The 14,650-nt window shown below is 68.6% G+C and carries 12 protein-coding genes and 1 tRNA gene; 8 read left to right on the top strand and 5 right to left on the bottom strand.

Features of this window, described 5'->3' with window-relative positions:
* Positions 1-308 precede the first annotated feature (308 nt).
* Positions 309-2,630 (top strand): transglycosylase domain-containing protein, encoded by a 2,322-nt coding sequence (locus ACGFYV_RS15220; RefSeq protein ID WP_393878848.1) that lies wholly within the window; start codon positions 309-311, stop codon positions 2,628-2,630.
* A 149-nt stretch (positions 2,631-2,779) separates the two neighbouring features.
* On the opposite strand, the gene ACGFYV_RS15215 is transcribed toward ACGFYV_RS15220, so the two are convergent.
* On the bottom strand, positions 2,780-3,247 hold the full coding sequence (locus ACGFYV_RS15215) for a GatB/YqeY domain-containing protein (protein WP_393878847.1): 468 nt from the start codon (positions 3,245-3,247) through the stop codon (positions 2,780-2,782).
* 160 nt (positions 3,248-3,407) lie between these two features.
* On the opposite strand from ACGFYV_RS15215, the gene ACGFYV_RS15210 reads away from it, so the two are divergent.
* The 4 genes from ACGFYV_RS15210 to ACGFYV_RS15195 all read left to right on the top strand — a co-directional run bounded on the left by ACGFYV_RS15210 (position 3,408) and on the right by ACGFYV_RS15195 (position 7,315).
* A complete protein-coding gene (locus tag ACGFYV_RS15210) occupies positions 3,408-4,334 on the top strand; it encodes a metallophosphoesterase (protein WP_393878846.1) in 927 nt (308 codons plus the stop codon).
* A gap of 226 nt (positions 4,335-4,560) precedes the next feature.
* Complete coding sequence (locus ACGFYV_RS15205; protein WP_393878845.1) at positions 4,561-5,319, top strand: Pr6Pr family membrane protein; 759 nt, start codon at positions 4,561-4,563, stop codon at positions 5,317-5,319.
* Between the two features lie 66 nt (positions 5,320-5,385).
* A tRNA-Pro gene (locus ACGFYV_RS15200) sits at positions 5,386-5,459 on the top strand.
* A 218-nt stretch (positions 5,460-5,677) separates the two neighbouring features.
* The gene (locus ACGFYV_RS15195; protein WP_393878844.1) at positions 5,678-7,315 is read left to right on the top strand and encodes a PE-PGRS family protein; all 1,638 of its coding nucleotides are present in this window, start codon (positions 5,678-5,680) and stop codon (positions 7,313-7,315) included.
* Here ACGFYV_RS15195 and ACGFYV_RS15190 read toward each other — a convergent pair.
* Positions 7,245-8,087: a PE-PGRS family protein gene (locus ACGFYV_RS15190; protein ID WP_365160794.1), complete on the bottom strand. Its 843-nt coding sequence runs from the start codon at positions 8,085-8,087 to the stop codon at positions 7,245-7,247. The two genes, ACGFYV_RS15195 and ACGFYV_RS15190, sit on opposite strands and share 71 nt — an antisense overlap.
* A gap of 716 nt (positions 8,088-8,803) precedes the next feature.
* Here ACGFYV_RS15190 and ACGFYV_RS15185 point away from each other — a divergent pair.
* Together ACGFYV_RS15185 and ACGFYV_RS15180 are read left to right on the top strand one after the other, a co-directional pair.
* Positions 8,804-10,180 (top strand): DUF4041 domain-containing protein, encoded by a 1,377-nt coding sequence (locus tag ACGFYV_RS15185; RefSeq protein WP_393878843.1) that lies wholly within the window; start codon positions 8,804-8,806, stop codon positions 10,178-10,180.
* Positions 10,181-10,211: 31 nt separating this feature from the next.
* Positions 10,212-11,105, top strand: a complete 894-nt coding sequence (locus ACGFYV_RS15180) for a phosphorothioated DNA-binding restriction endonuclease (protein ID WP_393878842.1) — start codon at positions 10,212-10,214, stop codon at positions 11,103-11,105.
* A gap of 118 nt (positions 11,106-11,223) precedes the next feature.
* Here the strand turns inward: ACGFYV_RS15180 and ACGFYV_RS15175 are convergent, their stop codons facing one another.
* The 3 genes from ACGFYV_RS15175 to ACGFYV_RS15165 all read right to left on the bottom strand — a co-directional run bounded on the left by ACGFYV_RS15175 (position 11,224) and on the right by ACGFYV_RS15165 (position 13,402).
* Positions 11,224-12,741: a LacI family DNA-binding transcriptional regulator gene (locus tag ACGFYV_RS15175; protein WP_393878841.1), complete on the bottom strand. Its 1,518-nt coding sequence runs from the start codon at positions 12,739-12,741 to the stop codon at positions 11,224-11,226.
* A 48-nt stretch (positions 12,742-12,789) separates the two neighbouring features.
* Positions 12,790-13,119, bottom strand: a complete 330-nt coding sequence (locus tag ACGFYV_RS15170) for a helix-turn-helix domain-containing protein (protein ID WP_393878840.1) — start codon at positions 13,117-13,119, stop codon at positions 12,790-12,792.
* Between the two features lie 121 nt (positions 13,120-13,240).
* Positions 13,241-13,402 carry a DNA-binding protein gene (locus tag ACGFYV_RS15165; protein ID WP_393878839.1) on the bottom strand — a complete coding sequence of 54 codons (162 nt, stop codon included), beginning with the start codon at positions 13,400-13,402 and terminating at the stop codon, positions 13,241-13,243.
* Positions 13,403-13,984: 582 nt separating this feature from the next.
* Between ACGFYV_RS15165 and ACGFYV_RS15160 the strand changes: the two genes are divergently transcribed.
* Entirely contained in the window at positions 13,985-14,578 is a 594-nt protein-coding gene (locus ACGFYV_RS15160; protein ID WP_393878838.1) for a hypothetical protein, read from the top strand.
* Positions 14,579-14,650 lie beyond the last annotated feature (72 nt).

Raw genomic sequence — 14,650 nt, 5'->3', positions numbered from 1 at the left:
AGTGAGCTGACGACATGCGCGACCATCCCGGCAAACCGGGACAGCTGTGGTGCCTCACAGCGGACGCCAGGTGACACACGAGGCGGATTCGGACACTCCCCCACCAGGAAATCGGGGTACTTCCGGAACGATTCGGGGTCGCCGGACGTATTGATGGGTGACCGCAGTGCTGTGACAGTTGAGAGCAGCTTAGGCCAAGGCCTGTGCACGTGTCCGGAGAATGGGAACGTACGCGTCGCGCTGTGGCGAACATCCCGAGAGAGAGCCGCTCCCTCGGAACGCTCAGGAGTACGGATTAGGCTGCCTCCATGCCAAAGAAGCGCTCGGGCGGTGGCCTGTCCACGACGCAGCAGGCCGCCAAGTTCCTCGGTGTCAGTGTGCTCGCGGGAGCCGTCATGGCGGGCATCGCGCTGCCCGCGGCCGGTGCGCTGGGCCTCGCGGCCAAGGGCTCGGTCCAGGGCTTCGACGAGATCCCCGCCAACCTCAAGAGCCCCCAGCTCAGCCAGCGCACGACCATACTGGACAGCCAGGGCAACCAGATCGCGAGCGTCTACTCCCGCGACCGTACGGTGGTGGAACTCAAGGACATCTCGCCGTACATGCAGAAGTCCATCGTCGCGATCGAGGACTCGCGCTTCTACAAGCACGGCGCGATCGACCTCAAGGGCGTGCTGCGCGCCCTGAACAAGAACGCGCAGAGCGGCGGGGTCTCCCAGGGCGCCTCCACGCTCACCCAGCAGCTGGTGAAGAACTACTTCATCGAGGAGGCCGGCGACGACCCGACGAAGGTCGCGCAGGCCACGCAGCAGACGATGGGCCGCAAGGTCCGCGAGTTGAAGTACGCGATCCAGATCGAGGAGAAGCTCGGCAAGAAGAAGATCCTCGAGAACTACCTGAACATCACGTTCTTCGGTGAGCAGGCGTACGGCGTCGAGGCCGCCTCCCAGCGCTACTTCTCCAAGCACGCCAAGGACCTGAACCTCCAGGAGTCGGCGCTGCTGGCCGGCATCGTGCAGTCCCCGAGCCGCTACGACCCGGTCAACGACGAGGCCGAGGCCACCAAGCGGCGCAACATCGTGCTCCAGCGCATGGCCGAGGTCGGCGACATCTCCCCGGCGGAGGCCGCGCGGGCCAAGGAGGCGCCGCTCGGGCTGCACGTCAGCCAGCCGAAGAACGGCTGCATCACCGCCACCCGGGGCGCCGCGTTCTTCTGCAAGTACGTCGAGAACGTCTTCCTCACCGACCCGGCCTTCGGCAAGACCCGCGAGGACCGCGCCAAGCTGTGGAACAAGGGCGGCCTGACGATCCGTACGACCCTGGACCCGCAGGCCCAGGACTCCGTGCAGGCCTCCCTCAAGGAGCACATCAACCAGTCCGACACGGTCGCCGCGGCCTCCACCCTGGTCGAGCCCGGCACCGGCAAGGTCCTGGCGATGGGCCAGTCGAAGGCCTTCGGCTACGGCAAGGACGAGACCGAGTACAACTTCTCCGTCGACCGGGACATGGGCGGCTCCAACTACGGCTTCCCGACGGGTTCGACGTTCAAGCCGTTCGTGGCGGCGGCCGCGATCGAGGGCGGCAAGCCGGCGACGCAGGAGTACCCGTCGCCGTACAAGATGAACTACCCGAGCCCGGTCCAGCGGTGTGACGGCAACCCGTACGTCAACACCAAGAACGAGACCGTGGAGAACGAGAACGAGTCCGAGAAGGGCCCGTACCGCATGAAGGAGGCGATGGCGAAGTCCATCAACACCTACTTCGTGCAGCTGATCTCCGAGATCGGCCTGTGCCCGGTGGTCAAGATGACCGACGCGCTGCACGTGGTGCAGGGCGACGGCTCCAAGCTCCCGGAGACCCCCGCCATCGCCCTCGGCTCCATCGGCCTGTCCCCGCTGACGATGGCGAGCGCGTACGCCACCTTCGCCTCGCGGGGCATGTACTGCACCCCGGTCGCCATCGAGTCGATCACCCAGAAGGTCGGCAACGAGCAGAAGTCGATCCCGGTGCCCAAGTCGACCTGCTCGCGCGCGATGAGCGAGAAGACCGCCGACACCGTCAACACCCTGCTGCGTGGCGTGATCGACTCCGGCACCGGCCAGGAGGCGGGTCTGACCGACCGCGAGAGCGCGGGCAAGACGGGTACGACCGACGAGCGCAGGAACGCCTGGTTCGTCGGCTACACGCCCAACATGGCCGGCGCGGTCTGGGTCGGCAGCGCCCGGCAGAACGTGAAGATGAACCAGATCACCATCGGCGGCGTCTACCACGACCAGGTCTTCGGCGCCGACGTCCCCGGCCCGATCTGGAAGGACGCCATGACCGGCGCCCTGGTCGGCAAGGACGCACCCGGCTTCACCCTGGTCGACATCCCCGACGACGACCACGGGGACGGCCGGGGCAAGGGCGACCGGGGCGGTCACAAGGGGGACACGGGCGGACTGATCGGGGGACTGATCGGCGGCGGAACGAACGGCGGCCCGGGTAACGCCACGGGCGGTCCGGGCAGCACTACCGGAGGTCCGGGCAGCACTACCGGCGGCCCGAACCCGAACCCGACCTTCACCCTCCCCGGGAACTTCATCCAGGGACAGGGGAACGGGGGGAACGGGCGCGGAGGGACGCGGGGCTGACCTTCACGGGTTCAGGTCTCCGGGCCTCCGGGCCCGAGTTTCCGTGGTCATACGGCGGCGGGGCCGCACCCTGGTGAGGGTGCGGCCCCGCCGCCGTATCGCTGTGCCGTGCGCCGCCGGCTTCGGGCGGCGCTCCCGCTCAGCCCCGCTCAGCCCTGGAGGAGCTTCTTCACGGCGGCGGCGACGCGGCCGCCCTCGGCCAGGCCGGCCACCTTCGGGTTCACGATCTTCATCACGGCGCCCATGGCCCGCGGACCCTCGGCGCCGGCGGCCTTGGCCTCCTCGACGGCCTGGGCGACGATCACGTTCAGCTCGTCGTCGGACAGCTGCTTGGGCAGGTACGCGGCGAGAATCTCACCCTCCGCCTTCTCGCGCTCGGCCGACTCGGGACGACCACCCTGTGCGAAGGCGTCGGCCGCCTCACGGCGCTTCTTCGCCTCGCGGGTGATCACCTTCTGCACCTCGTCGTCGGAGAGCTCCCGCTTCTCCGTGCCCGCGACCTCTTCCTTGGTGATCGCGGCGAGCGTCAGCCGGAGCGTCGAGGAGCGCAGCTCGTCACGCGCCCTGATCGCGGCGTTGAGGTCGTCGTGCAGCTTCGACTTGAGCGTGGTGGTCATGCCGTCGATTGTCGCAGGTGTCCGAGGCCGAACGCCCGCTGATTTCCGAGCCCGGCGCCCGGCGCTCCACGGGGCCGAACGCCCGCTGGTCCACGGGCGGCGGGCGGCCGGCCCCTGGGACGGTGGCGGTGGTGGTGGCCGGGTCTGACACGATGGTCGTATGCGCGCGCGATACGGAGTACCCCTGGGAATCATGGCGGCAGGCGCCGCCGGAGTGGCGTACGCGGCGGGCTTCGAGGCCCGCTCCTTCCGCCTCCGACGGGTGACGGTCCCCGTCCTTCCGCCGGGCATGCGCCCGCTGCGCGTGCTCCAGGTCTCCGACATCCACATGGTCGGCGGGCAGCGCAAGAAGCAGCGCTGGCTGCAGTCGCTGGCGGGCCTGCGCCCCGACTTCGTGATCAACACCGGCGACAACCTGTCGGACCCCGAGGGCGTCCCCGAGGTCCTCGACGCGCTCGGCCCGCTGATGGAGTTCCCGGGCGCCTACGTCTTCGGCTCCAACGACTACTACGGCCCCCGACCCCGCAACCCCGCCCGCTACTTGCTGGAGAAGGTCAACGGCCGCCACGGCCTGAACGGCAACCCGCCGGCGGTCGGCGTGATCCACAACCCCTGGGAGGACCTCAGGGACGGCTTCGACTCGGCGGGCTGGCTGAACCTGACGAACACCCGCGGTGTCCTGAAGGTCGAGGGAGTCTCCATCGAGCTGACCGGCCTGGACGACCCCCACATCAAGCGCGACCGCTACGCCCGCGTCGCCGGGGGCCCGTCCGGTACGTACGACTTCTCGATGGCCGTCGTCCACGCCCCCTACCTGCGCGTTCTCGACGCCTTCACGGCCGACGACCACCCCCTGGTCCTCGCCGGCCACACCCACGGCGGCCAGCTCTGCATCCCCTTCTACGGCGCCCTGGTCACCAACTGCGACCTCGACACGGACCGCGTGAAGGGCCTCTCCACGCACACCGCCGAGGGCCACACCTCCTACCTCCACGTCTCCGCCGGCTGCGGAACCAACCGCTACACCCCGGTACGTTTCGCGTGCCCGCCGGAGGCGACGCTGCTGACGCTGGTGGGCAGGGAGTAGGGGACTGACGGGAAGCGGGAAGCAGGGAGAGGGGAGCCGGGACCAGCAAGCGGGAACCGGGGAGCGGAGAGCACCCACCCCAAGGGCGTCCCCGCCCTGAGGGCGGCCCAGCCCCCGAGGGCGTCCCCGCCCTGAGGGCACCCCGCCCCTCAGGGACCTGGACCTGATTCACCCGCCCGGAGTGCTCCAGATGGCCCCATTCATCCCCTCTGCTTAGCGTGAGGGCATGACGGCACCGATACCCAGGGACATGCCGGACCTGCCCGCAGTCCCGGCCCCGCCCGTGCTGATGCCCTCCCACGTCCCGGCCACGGCGGTGGTGGCTCCGGTCCATCGTCCCGCGGTCGCGTTGTTCCGCTTCGTGACCGCGGTGGTGGCGTTCGCCGGGGTCGCCCTGGAACTCCTCCTGGGAAGCCCCGCTCGCACCCTGAGCTACTTCGGCGTCCAGGCCACGCTCGTCCTGGCCGTCGTCATGCTCCTGTCGGCCTCCAGGGCCTGGTGGGCCCGCCGCCCGCTTTCCCCCGCTGTGACGGGAGCCGCACTCCTCTACGTCGTGGTCGCGGCGCTGGTCTACCACCTGTTCCTGGCCCACACGACGCCCCCGTTCTCCATGACGGGCGCGACCGTGCCGCCCGTGCGCTGGCACGGCCAGTGGACAGCCCTCCAGATCCTCCACATGGTGGTCCCCGTGGCGGCCCTCCTGGACTGGCTCCTCCTCACCCCCGCGGCCCGCCTGCACCTGCGCATGGCCGCGTCCTGGCTCCTCTACCCCCTGGCCTACCTGCTCTTCTACCTCGTCCGAGCCGCCGCCCTCCCCGCCTCCACGCCGGGCCGCTACCTCTACCCCTTCCTCGACGCCACCGCCCACGGCTACCGCGGCACACTTGCGAACGCCCTCCTCCTGGGCCTCGCGATCTACACCCTGGGGCTCCTCCTGACAGGCCTGGACCACACGCGCCCGACCCCGACCCGCCGCCGCGTCTGAATCGGATTTCGTCTCCAGCCACCAGTGGGCTAAAGTAAACGACGTCGCCGCGACAAGCAGTGACATCGGGGTGTAGCGCAGCTTGGCAGCGCGCTTCGTTCGGGACGAAGAGGTCGTGGGTTCAAATCCCGCCACCCCGACAGCTGAAACACCAGGTCAGGCCCGGTGCTGAGAGATCAGCACTGGGCCTGATTTGCATTGCGGCCCCGTTTTGGGAGCCATTTGGGAGCCGACTTCGGGGAGCGGCTCCCCGGCGGCTCCCAGCGAGAGGTGTTCCGCCTCCCAGTGCACCGTGCGCTCCGCAAGAGTCATCCCCACGGCTTGTGCCGAGGAGACAGCAAACGGTACGACGATCGACATGCACCGATGGTCTCCGTTAAATGACCGGCAGCTCGCACTCCTCACCCGCATCGGGGGTGGAGCCGACCCCGTGACGTCGGACAGCCCCGATTTCGCTCTCACCGCCCGCGCGCTCAAGGAGCGGCGCCTGATCACCATGCCCAAGCAGGACGGGAAATGGCAGGCGGAGATCACTGACGCGGGACGCTTCTACCTGGAACACGGCCATCACCCGGACCGGCCGGAACCAGCTCAGCGCAAGCAGCGGTCAACAGGTTCCGACCAACCGGCACGACCGGCCCCTCCGCCGCAGAAGCAAGACACAGCCCCGTCCACGACGAAGCTGGCATCGAAGCGCGCCCCCAAGGCCCCCCAGCCGTCGCCAGCGGAAGTCGGAGCCGTCTTGATCGCGGAGGTACAGCAGGCTGGGCGGTTCCTCCGGATCCCGAACCCCAGCGACGAGGAGCGAGCCCGCTACCGAAGGGCGTTCGACGCGGCCCGGCAGTGTGCCCCCGAGGGATACAGCCTGAAGTACAGCGGGCGGGCGAAGGGGGACTTCTTTCTCGGCCTGCTGCGGGTGACCGGCGAGGACGAGACCGAGTGGAACCGTATCCGGCTGGCACGCAGCCGTGTGATCACCGACGTCGAGGACGTGATCGCCGCAGTCAGCGCGGACCACAGCGCCTTCGAGATCTCGGAGGAGGTCCTCCCCCGGGTGCTCTCGCTGCTCCGGCTCCTCGCCGAGGAAGCCCTCGAACGCCACGGCGAGATCGCGGTGTCGAAGAAGCGCAGGCAGCCGAGGCCGCTGCTCACCGTCCACGGCAGGACGTACGAGGTCAGCTTCCGTGAACGGCAGAAGCCGGTCCGGTACGTCCCCAAGCAGCCAGGCCGCCGTACGTACGACTGGCAGCGTGTCACCCCGGCCCAGAAGTTCGAGCCGTCCGGCGAACTGGAGCTGCTGGTCAGCCAGCAATCGGGCTACAGCTACGGCTGGAAGAAGGAGTGGGCCGACACCGCCAAGAAGCCGCTGGAGGACCAGATCGGTTCAGTCCTGCGGGCGCTGAAGGCCCGTGCGGAGGAACAGGAACGGGCTCGGCTGGAACGTGAGGCGGAGCAACAGCGGCTGCGAGAGGAGCGGGAGCGTCAGGAGGCCGAGCGTCGGCGGCTGGAAGCGGAGCGAGAGGAGCGCGAGCAGCGGGAGTGGGAGGCCGCCGTCAGCGTGGCTTCGATCAAGGCGGTTCACGCGGTACGGGCCGAGCGCTTCGGCACGGCCCTTGAGCAGTGGCAGGCCGCAGGGGAGATCCGGATGTTCTGCGCCGCTCTGGATGAAGCCGCCGCGGCGTCGGGAGACGCCCTCGAAGCTGAGAGGCTGCGAGAGTGGTCGGCTTGGGGGAAGGCGGAGGCCGACCGGCTCGACCCCACCCTTAGCGGCAAGGGCTTGGCTTCTCTCAACTTCCATGCGGAGCCGACGGGAGATCAACTGCGGCCGTTCCTCGACGGCTGGCACCCACACCGGCCGGAGAAGGAGACGAAGCCTCCTGCTCAGCCGGCACCACCTAGGGCGGAGCCAGATCCGTGGCGCGGTCTCATCGACGCACGTCAGGATCAAGGCTGGAGATATGGACGCCCAGGTCGCGCTCAATGGTGGAGGCGATGACGCCATGGCCGCGGTCGCGTAGGGCCTTGACCGCCTTCTCGACCAACTCCCCGAGCCGGATGACCTCGGCGCGCAGCGCAACCAACTCGTCGTAGCGGTCAGCCTTGTCCTGGCCGCACCACGCTCGGACGGTGCGAAGGACTGCCGCCTCCGCGTCCAACTTGCGCTCGTCACGCCGGCTGTAGGAGTACCAGGAGGGCCGGGAACGCTCCTGCTCGATGTCCTGCTGCTTGCGGTCCACCTCCGGAAGGATCTCGTCGGCGAGGCGTCCGGCCACGTGGCGGGCGATGCGCTCGGTGACCGGCCACCCGGCCAGGCACATTCCGCGATGGTTCTCGAACACCATGGTGTCCCCGCGTAGTTCGACGGCGTCCATGCCGATGAGCGGTGCGGTCTCGTCGAGGCGGCTCAGCTCCAGAACGCCTGCGTCCGCCACCGTTCGGCGCAGTCGCAACCTGTTCTTTGGGCGAACGAATCCGAGGATCATGCGGGCGGCCTCGAATTCCGTACTACCCCGGACGTGGCGCGAGGACTCCACCAGCGCCAACTCAGCCGCGTCGTCCGCGCGGAACGTATCGACATCCGCCCACGGCGCTACGAGGGAGCCGGAACTGACCCACTCCTGCAGGCCGGCGGCATCGCCTTCGAGAAACCGCACGTGGACCCAGCCAGACCTGCCAGGGCCGCCCACGCGAACGACCTCCACCTGGCGAACCGCGCCGCCCAGTTCCTTCGGCCTCGCGCGGTAGGCCCAGTGCTCGCCAATCTCCATGTGCCTATTGAGCCAGGACTGTTGGGCCCGTCACTGGGCGTTTGCCATAACTACCGGCGCCGACTCCTCATCACCAAGTTGACGCCGCAGCCCTGCGATGCACGGCGCGAGATGTCTTCGCCCGGCAGCAAGTGCAAGGAGGCACAGCAGCACGTCCGGCCATCCGCGCTGTTCCTCGGAGCGTTTCTCACCGGACGACGCTCCCTCCACGTACGAGACTCATTGGCTCGTCAGCTAGTTCGCCCAGCCAGGGACTTCGTCGCGTTCCACCTGGAAGTCGTGTCCCTCCCCCGGAGAGACCCTCACACATAGTCACAGGATGGTTACGAGCTGGAATATGCGGGTGATCAAGTGGCTGATCACCAAGAAAATGTCACTCTACGTTTGCCGGGAATATCCGGAACCCTGTGTGCTGGGGAGCCTCAGGGGCGAGGGGGTGGGGAATGACTACTTACCGTTTCAATCCGCCGCCGGGTTGGCCTGTGCCACCCGCGGGATGGATGCCGCCGCCGGACTGGCGGCCCGACCCCACGTGGCCCCCGATGCCAGCAGGATGGCAGCTGTGGGTTCCTGAGGCCGACTCCACCACCGGCGCCCTCGCTGTGGGCACTGCCACGGGAGCCTCTGCGGTGCCGACCATGGCCGCTCCCGGGAGCACGGCCGCGGTACCGGCTCCTCGGAAGGGAGGGCTGTTCGGGCGCCGGCGTTCGGATGCGGTGTCCGAGGCCGAGGAACTGCGGGCGTGGATCACAAGGACGCAGGGACTGGATGCCACGCAGGTCGCCGGTCTTGTGCGGCAGGTCGAGGTGGAGGCCGCAGCACTGCGTGAGCGAACATCCGCCGAAGCCGCCGAGGAGGCCGAGGGGATCCTCAAAGACGCCCGCGAGACGGCGAAGGAGATTCTCGCCGAAGCGCGCCGTACGGCAAAGGAGACCGAACGGGTCCGCAAGGAGGCCGACCGGCACCGCAAGGACGTCTTCGACGCCGAGCGACGGCTTGCCGAACTGCAGGCCCAGATCGTCAACGCCGACGAGACCGCCATGCTCCAGGAGGCCGGGATCTACGCCTACCGGCACGCGCTGCACGACGCGATCGCCTACCGCAGCCGGCTCGACACACTGCAGAACGAGATCAAGGCGCTCGCCCGTGCGGGCCGCGCCGTCCAGACGGCCACGGACTGGACGGTCAACGGCTCCAAACGCGAGGGCCAGAAGATGGTCCGCGACTTCTCCAAGCTCATGCTGCGCGCCTACAACGCCGAAGCCGACTACGCCGTGCGGTCCATGCGACCGCACCGGCTGAGCTCCCTCGTCGACCGGCTCTACAAGAGCCGCGAGACGATCGCCCGGCTCGGTGCCACCATGCACATCCGAATCACCGACGAGTACCACAACGCGCGCGTACGGGAGTTGGAACTCACAGCCGACTTCCTGCAGAAGAAGGAAGAGGAGAAGGAAGCCCAGCGCGAAGTACGCGCCCGCGAGCGCGAGGAGGCCGCGGTCCAGCGGGAACTCGACCGGCAGCGCGAGAAGCTGAACAAGGAACTCGGCCACTACCAGTCAGCACTCGACCGCCTGCGCGAGCGCGGTGACGAGGCGGGCGTGGCGGAGATGGAGGCCAAACTGGCCGAGATCGAGAACGCTCTGCAGGACGTCGAGTCCCGCGCGGCGAACATCCGCGCCGGCTACGTCTACGTCATCTCGAACATCGGCGCCTTCGGCGATCGCATGGTGAAGATCGGCATGACGCGTCGACTCGAACCTCTGGAGCGCGTATACGAGTTGAGCGGCGCGGCCGTGCCCTTCCGCTTCGACGTGCACGCGCTGATCTTCAGCAAGGACGCGGTCGGCCTGGAGACGGAACTCCACCGGCAGTTCGCCTCGAAGCGGGTCAACCAGGTCAACAGTCGCAAGGAGTTCTTCTACGCCACCCCGGCGGAGGTACGCGACGCACTGCAACGGTTCGCCGGACAGCACCTGATCGAGTTCACCGAGGAACCCCAGGCGCTGGAATGGCGGGCCGGCAGGCACACGGGCGGCGAAGCCGGTGCGCCCGCCGCAGGCGCAGGAGGAGTTGCCACCCGGACAGCATGATGTGCGGCCAAGCATCACTACGATCACGGTCATGGACTGGCTGGAGCGGGCCGCGAACCTGAGGCAGTGGAGTCGGGACGGAGTGCGGGCGCCGCACAAGCCGTTGCTGCTGCTGTACGCGCTGAGCCGGTTTCAGGCTGATGCCGAGGACGAGCTGCGCTACACCGCGGTGGAGGCCGACCTGAAGCAACTGCTGGCGGAGTACGGCCCGACGCGTGGGACCACGCCCGCCTATCCCTTCCACCACCTGGTCAGCGACGAGGTGTGGGAGGTACGGACCGATCGCGGCGCCGGCAGCCCTGGCACGGGGGTACGGGAGCTGCGGGCCAGTGGGGCCACGGGGCGGCTGGCCCCGGACCTGCGGCTGGCGCTGCGGCGGGAACCGTCGCTGCTGGGCCGCATGGCAAGGGTGCTGCTGGACCTGCACTTCCCGCCGTCGTTGCACCAGGACCTGTGCGAGACGGTGGGCCTGGAACTGGAGCTGGCGGAGACAACCGCGCTGGCAACGCCCGAGAGGCGGCAGCGGGACCGGCGGATGCGGGAGATGGTTCTGACTGCTTACGAGTACCAGTGCGCCTTCTGCGGCTACGACGGCATGATCGGCGCGACGCCCGTCGGGCTGGAGGCCGCGCATGTGCGCTGGTGGGCGTTCGACGGCCCGGACGAGGTCGACAACGGGCTGTGCTTGTGCTCGCTGCACCACAAGCTCTTCGACAAGGGCGTGCTCGGCATAGGCGACGGCCACCGCATCCTGGTCTCGCAGAGCTTCGTCGGCCGCAGCCCCGCCGCCCGCGAGCACGTCACAGCACTCGCAGGCCGTCCGCTCATAGGCCCTCAACCTGGCACCCCGCCCATCGCGGCAGCCCACCGCTCCTGGCACACGAGCCAGGTCTTCCACGGCAGCCCACGCCCGACCGCCGCCTGACCCGGTGTCCAATGTCGGATGCCAAGGGACTGGGCGCACCAAGCATCGGTGATCGCTCCCCATGCTGCTTTCAGCGCTCGCATGTGTCCCCCGCTCCGTCGCCTCGGGCAACACTCCGCTATTTCACCGCTTCACGGCGCACTCGCAACAGTGCGTCGAGGACGCTCACCGGCGAGCGAGGGCTCATTGCCAAGCGGGCATCGAGCGCTGCCTCCCACTGCTCGGTCAGCCCAAGCTTGAGGCGCTTACGCATGCCAGGGGTGACATGGGCGTAGCGCGCGGAGACCGAGCCGTCGATATGGCCCATGCGCTCGTCCATAAGGACCTTCTCTGTGCCTAGGTCCTCCATCACGGTCCGGTGGGTGTGGCGGAGGCCGTGGGGTGTGAGGCCCTTGGCGATCGGGAGCCAGCAGGCGTCGGCCCGGTCGCTGGCGCCGCGTCCTCGGGCCGGGACACCAGGCCACGGCTCGCCGAGCAGCGGTACGGGACGGGCCTCCTGCGGTGCCTTCTTCGGGTACCAGCCGGAGACCGCCGGGGTGAACAGCCACGTCGCGAAACCGTTGCGGCGCCAGTGGGCGGCATGCTGCGACACCGGGCCGCCGCGCACGAAGCCCAGGTCCGCGATGGCCTGCTCCACCCTCACCCGCTTGGCTTCGGTGACGCGGTCGGGGTGGTTGAGGACGTTGGACACCGTGCCCGTGGAGACCTCGGCACGGCGCGCGACGTCGACGAGCTTCGCGCCCTGGTGGCCACCGGTGCGGGCCGCACCTTGCCCCCGGAAGACGTAGGTCTTGCCGTGGCACGGGCAGGGTGTCGGCTTCGTGCGGGCGACGTGGTTGGCGACCAGGGCCGACAGCCAGTCCATCGCGTCGATGGTGCGGTAGCTGTCGTCCTTGGGCGGGCAGCGCACCAGCTCGCCGGTGTCGAGTTCGTACAGCTGCCACTCGACACGGACGGCACCGGGGCGGGCGAACTCGGCCTCTAGGCCGACGATTTCGCCCCAGCGCATGCCGGTGTAGCCCTTGAGGACGACGGCGACGAACTCGTCGTCGCGGCCTGAGAGCAGGGCAGCCCGTTCGGCGGTCAGCAGGATGCCGAGCGGGTCGGTGACGACCTTCTCCGGGCCGCGGTCTCGGGAGCGGCCGGCGCGCTTGCCGCGTCCGCGCCGTCGGGTGGCCGGGTTGGACGTGATCAGGCCCTCGTCGATCGCGTCCTCGAAGATCAGGTGGAGCGTCGAGCGCCAGGTCTTGACGCTGGAGGCCACGTAGACGGCCTTCTCCTTCTTCTCCCACAGGTCGACGTCCGTGCGCAGGATGCCGGCGAGCGCCTTGTCCTCGAAGTCGGGGAGCAGGTGCTCCTCGATGTGGCGCTTGTAGTTCTGCATGGTCGAGGCGGCCAGGTCCTGGGCCTCGTACCAGCGGTTCGCGTACTCGCCGAAGGTCTCATGGCCGAGTGCCGGGTCGCGCCAGTCGCCGCGGCGGTACTTGTTCTCGGCCTCGCTCGCGGCGCGCTGGGCCTCACCCTTGGTGGCGAAGTGGATCGCCTTGCCATTCTCGTCGACGACCGTGAGGTGCTTGCCGGGCGCCGTCTTGTACCGGCCGCGCCAGTAGTTTCCGCGCTTCTCCGCGAAACCCAACTTCCGTCTTCCTCCCCTGCTCTCGGCTTGTGACTGGGCGCGGGCGTGCTACGCGACGGTCTCGTACTGGGTACGGCGCGGCGGTCGGGCCCGCAGACGCCCTGTCGTCGGAGCCGTAGTCGACCCAGGAGGCTGGGCGGCACGCGTTCGTGCAGCGGGAGGTCTTGTTGCTGCCGGACTGACCGACGCGCTGCTGACGGATCGCCTCGGGCGTTCTTCGTGGAGGCGCACGATCTCGGCGAGGTGTGTGGCGGTGAAGCGGTAGGCGCGGCCGACGCGGGTGTGCGGGATGAGTCCGCGTCGGGCCCGGTCCTTGACCCACCAGGCGGAACAGCCGAGGGCTTCGGCGATTTCCTCGGGGCGGTAGAGACGGGGCAATGGGTTCCGCCCTCGGTGCCGGGAAGACGTCGCACGAGGGCAGGAGGTATGTCGGAGTGCAAGAAGCGCGGGTCCTTACTGGGTGGGAGCGTGCTCTGTCAGCGGCGCTGGGCGGGCCTCGTCACGTGGCGGTCGGCCTCTGCAGCAGCACGAGAGGCGAGACGAGGAGGGCTTCGGCTATCACGACGAGGTCGTCGGCATCGCATCGTCGTTGGGCGCGTTCGATGCGGGACAGCATGGTGTTGGACATCGGGTGGCCGAGGGCGGTCACTCGGCCGGCCAACTGCCGTTGTGACAAGCCTCGTTCGGTACGGAAGATTCCGATGGTGCGGGCCGGCTGTATTCCAGCGGGTCCGACTTCCAATGAGCGTGGGGGCATGACTCCAATTGAAAGGTCCAATCGCCGGTTTTGGTAACCGGCGATCGTCGGCTATGTTGCGCTCGCGCGGTTCGCCGCGAAGTGGTTCCCGAGGGACCGGGAACGGCGCGGAGCGGAGCATCGATCAGGGCTCTGACGTGGGGTGTTGTGTTGTAGCTTCCATGTCGGCGGCGCGTCAACGGCTTGCCGATGTGATGCTTCTGGCTCTGCGGTCCGGGCAACTATTTGGTCAACAGCGGATCGTGCCTTACGGTTTTCCTCCCGCCCGCCACCCAGCCCCATTTCTCGCAGCCTTTCTGCCGTGAGAGATTGCGCCGGATAGGGCTGGACTTGCGCGACGGGGGTGTGGCTATGTTGACGACGCCCCCGGAAGCGCAATCGCTTCCCGGGCGCGTCCGCGCCAACGTCCCCCGCTCGAATCCCGCCCCGACCGACGGTGAGCCGTGCTGTCCACGCACAGGCCGCCGAGTGAGGACCGCCCCGCACTTGGCAAGAATCCGCACCATCAAGCCCGAAGCCTTCGTCTCCGAGTCCTTGGCCGCCGTCTCCCTGACCGCCGAGCGCACCTTCCTCGGCCTGCTCACCCAAGCCGACGACCAGGGCCGCCACCGCGACCACGCCGCGATCATCGCCGGACAGTTGTGGGTCCTGCGCCCGGAGCACACCCCGTCCGATGTCGAGACGGACCTCGCCCAGCTCGCCGACGCCGGGCTGATCTGCCGCTACAAGGCGCCGGATCACAAGCGGTACCTGCACATCGTCACCTGGGGCCTCCATCAGAAGATCAACCGGCCCAGCAAGAGCCGCCTCCCTGCATGCCCGCATCACGAGGTTCCGGCCGGAGTCACACCAAACCCAGCCGAGACCGGATTCACGGAGCCCTCACTGCCGTCTCACGGAGCCCTCCGCGAGGACACAAGGGGAATGCGCGAGCCCGCAGCGAATCCGGGTACCGCTTGCGAAACCGCAGGTCAGGACGGATTCATAGAGGACTTCATAAGGACTCATGGAGTCCTTCCGGAGCCGTCGGTGAACCCTCACTGCCCGGATCTAGGACCTAGGGCGTGTATCGGGTCGTGATCATTGAGTGGCCCGTGCGAGGTCCTTGATCCAGATGATGGAGGCGCGGAGATGGAGGGCGGCCAAGTAGCT

The organism is Streptomyces sp. NPDC048297 (genome assembly GCF_043201585.1).
Classification (GTDB): Bacteria; Actinomycetota; Actinomycetes; order Streptomycetales; family Streptomycetaceae; genus Streptomyces.
This window is presented reverse-complemented; position numbering and strand designations above follow the sequence as displayed.

Coding starts and splice junctions, on each gene's coding strand:
- ACGFYV_RS15180 (WP_393878842.1), top strand. CDS start 10,212: ATGGACTGGCTGGAGCGGGCCGCGAACCTGAGGCAGTGGAGTCGGGAC.
- ACGFYV_RS15215 (WP_393878847.1), bottom strand. CDS start 3,247: ATGACCACCACGCTCAAGTCGAAGCTGCACGACGACCTCAACGCCGCG.
- ACGFYV_RS15205 (WP_393878845.1), top strand. CDS start 4,561: ATGACGGCACCGATACCCAGGGACATGCCGGACCTGCCCGCAGTCCCG.
- ACGFYV_RS15190 (WP_365160794.1), bottom strand. CDS start 8,087: ATGGAGATTGGCGAGCACTGGGCCTACCGCGCGAGGCCGAAGGAACTG.
- ACGFYV_RS15220 (WP_393878848.1), top strand. CDS start 309: ATGCCAAAGAAGCGCTCGGGCGGTGGCCTGTCCACGACGCAGCAGGCC.
- ACGFYV_RS15195 (WP_393878844.1), top strand. CDS start 5,678: ATGCACCGATGGTCTCCGTTAAATGACCGGCAGCTCGCACTCCTCACC.
- ACGFYV_RS15210 (WP_393878846.1), top strand. CDS start 3,408: ATGCGCGCGCGATACGGAGTACCCCTGGGAATCATGGCGGCAGGCGCC.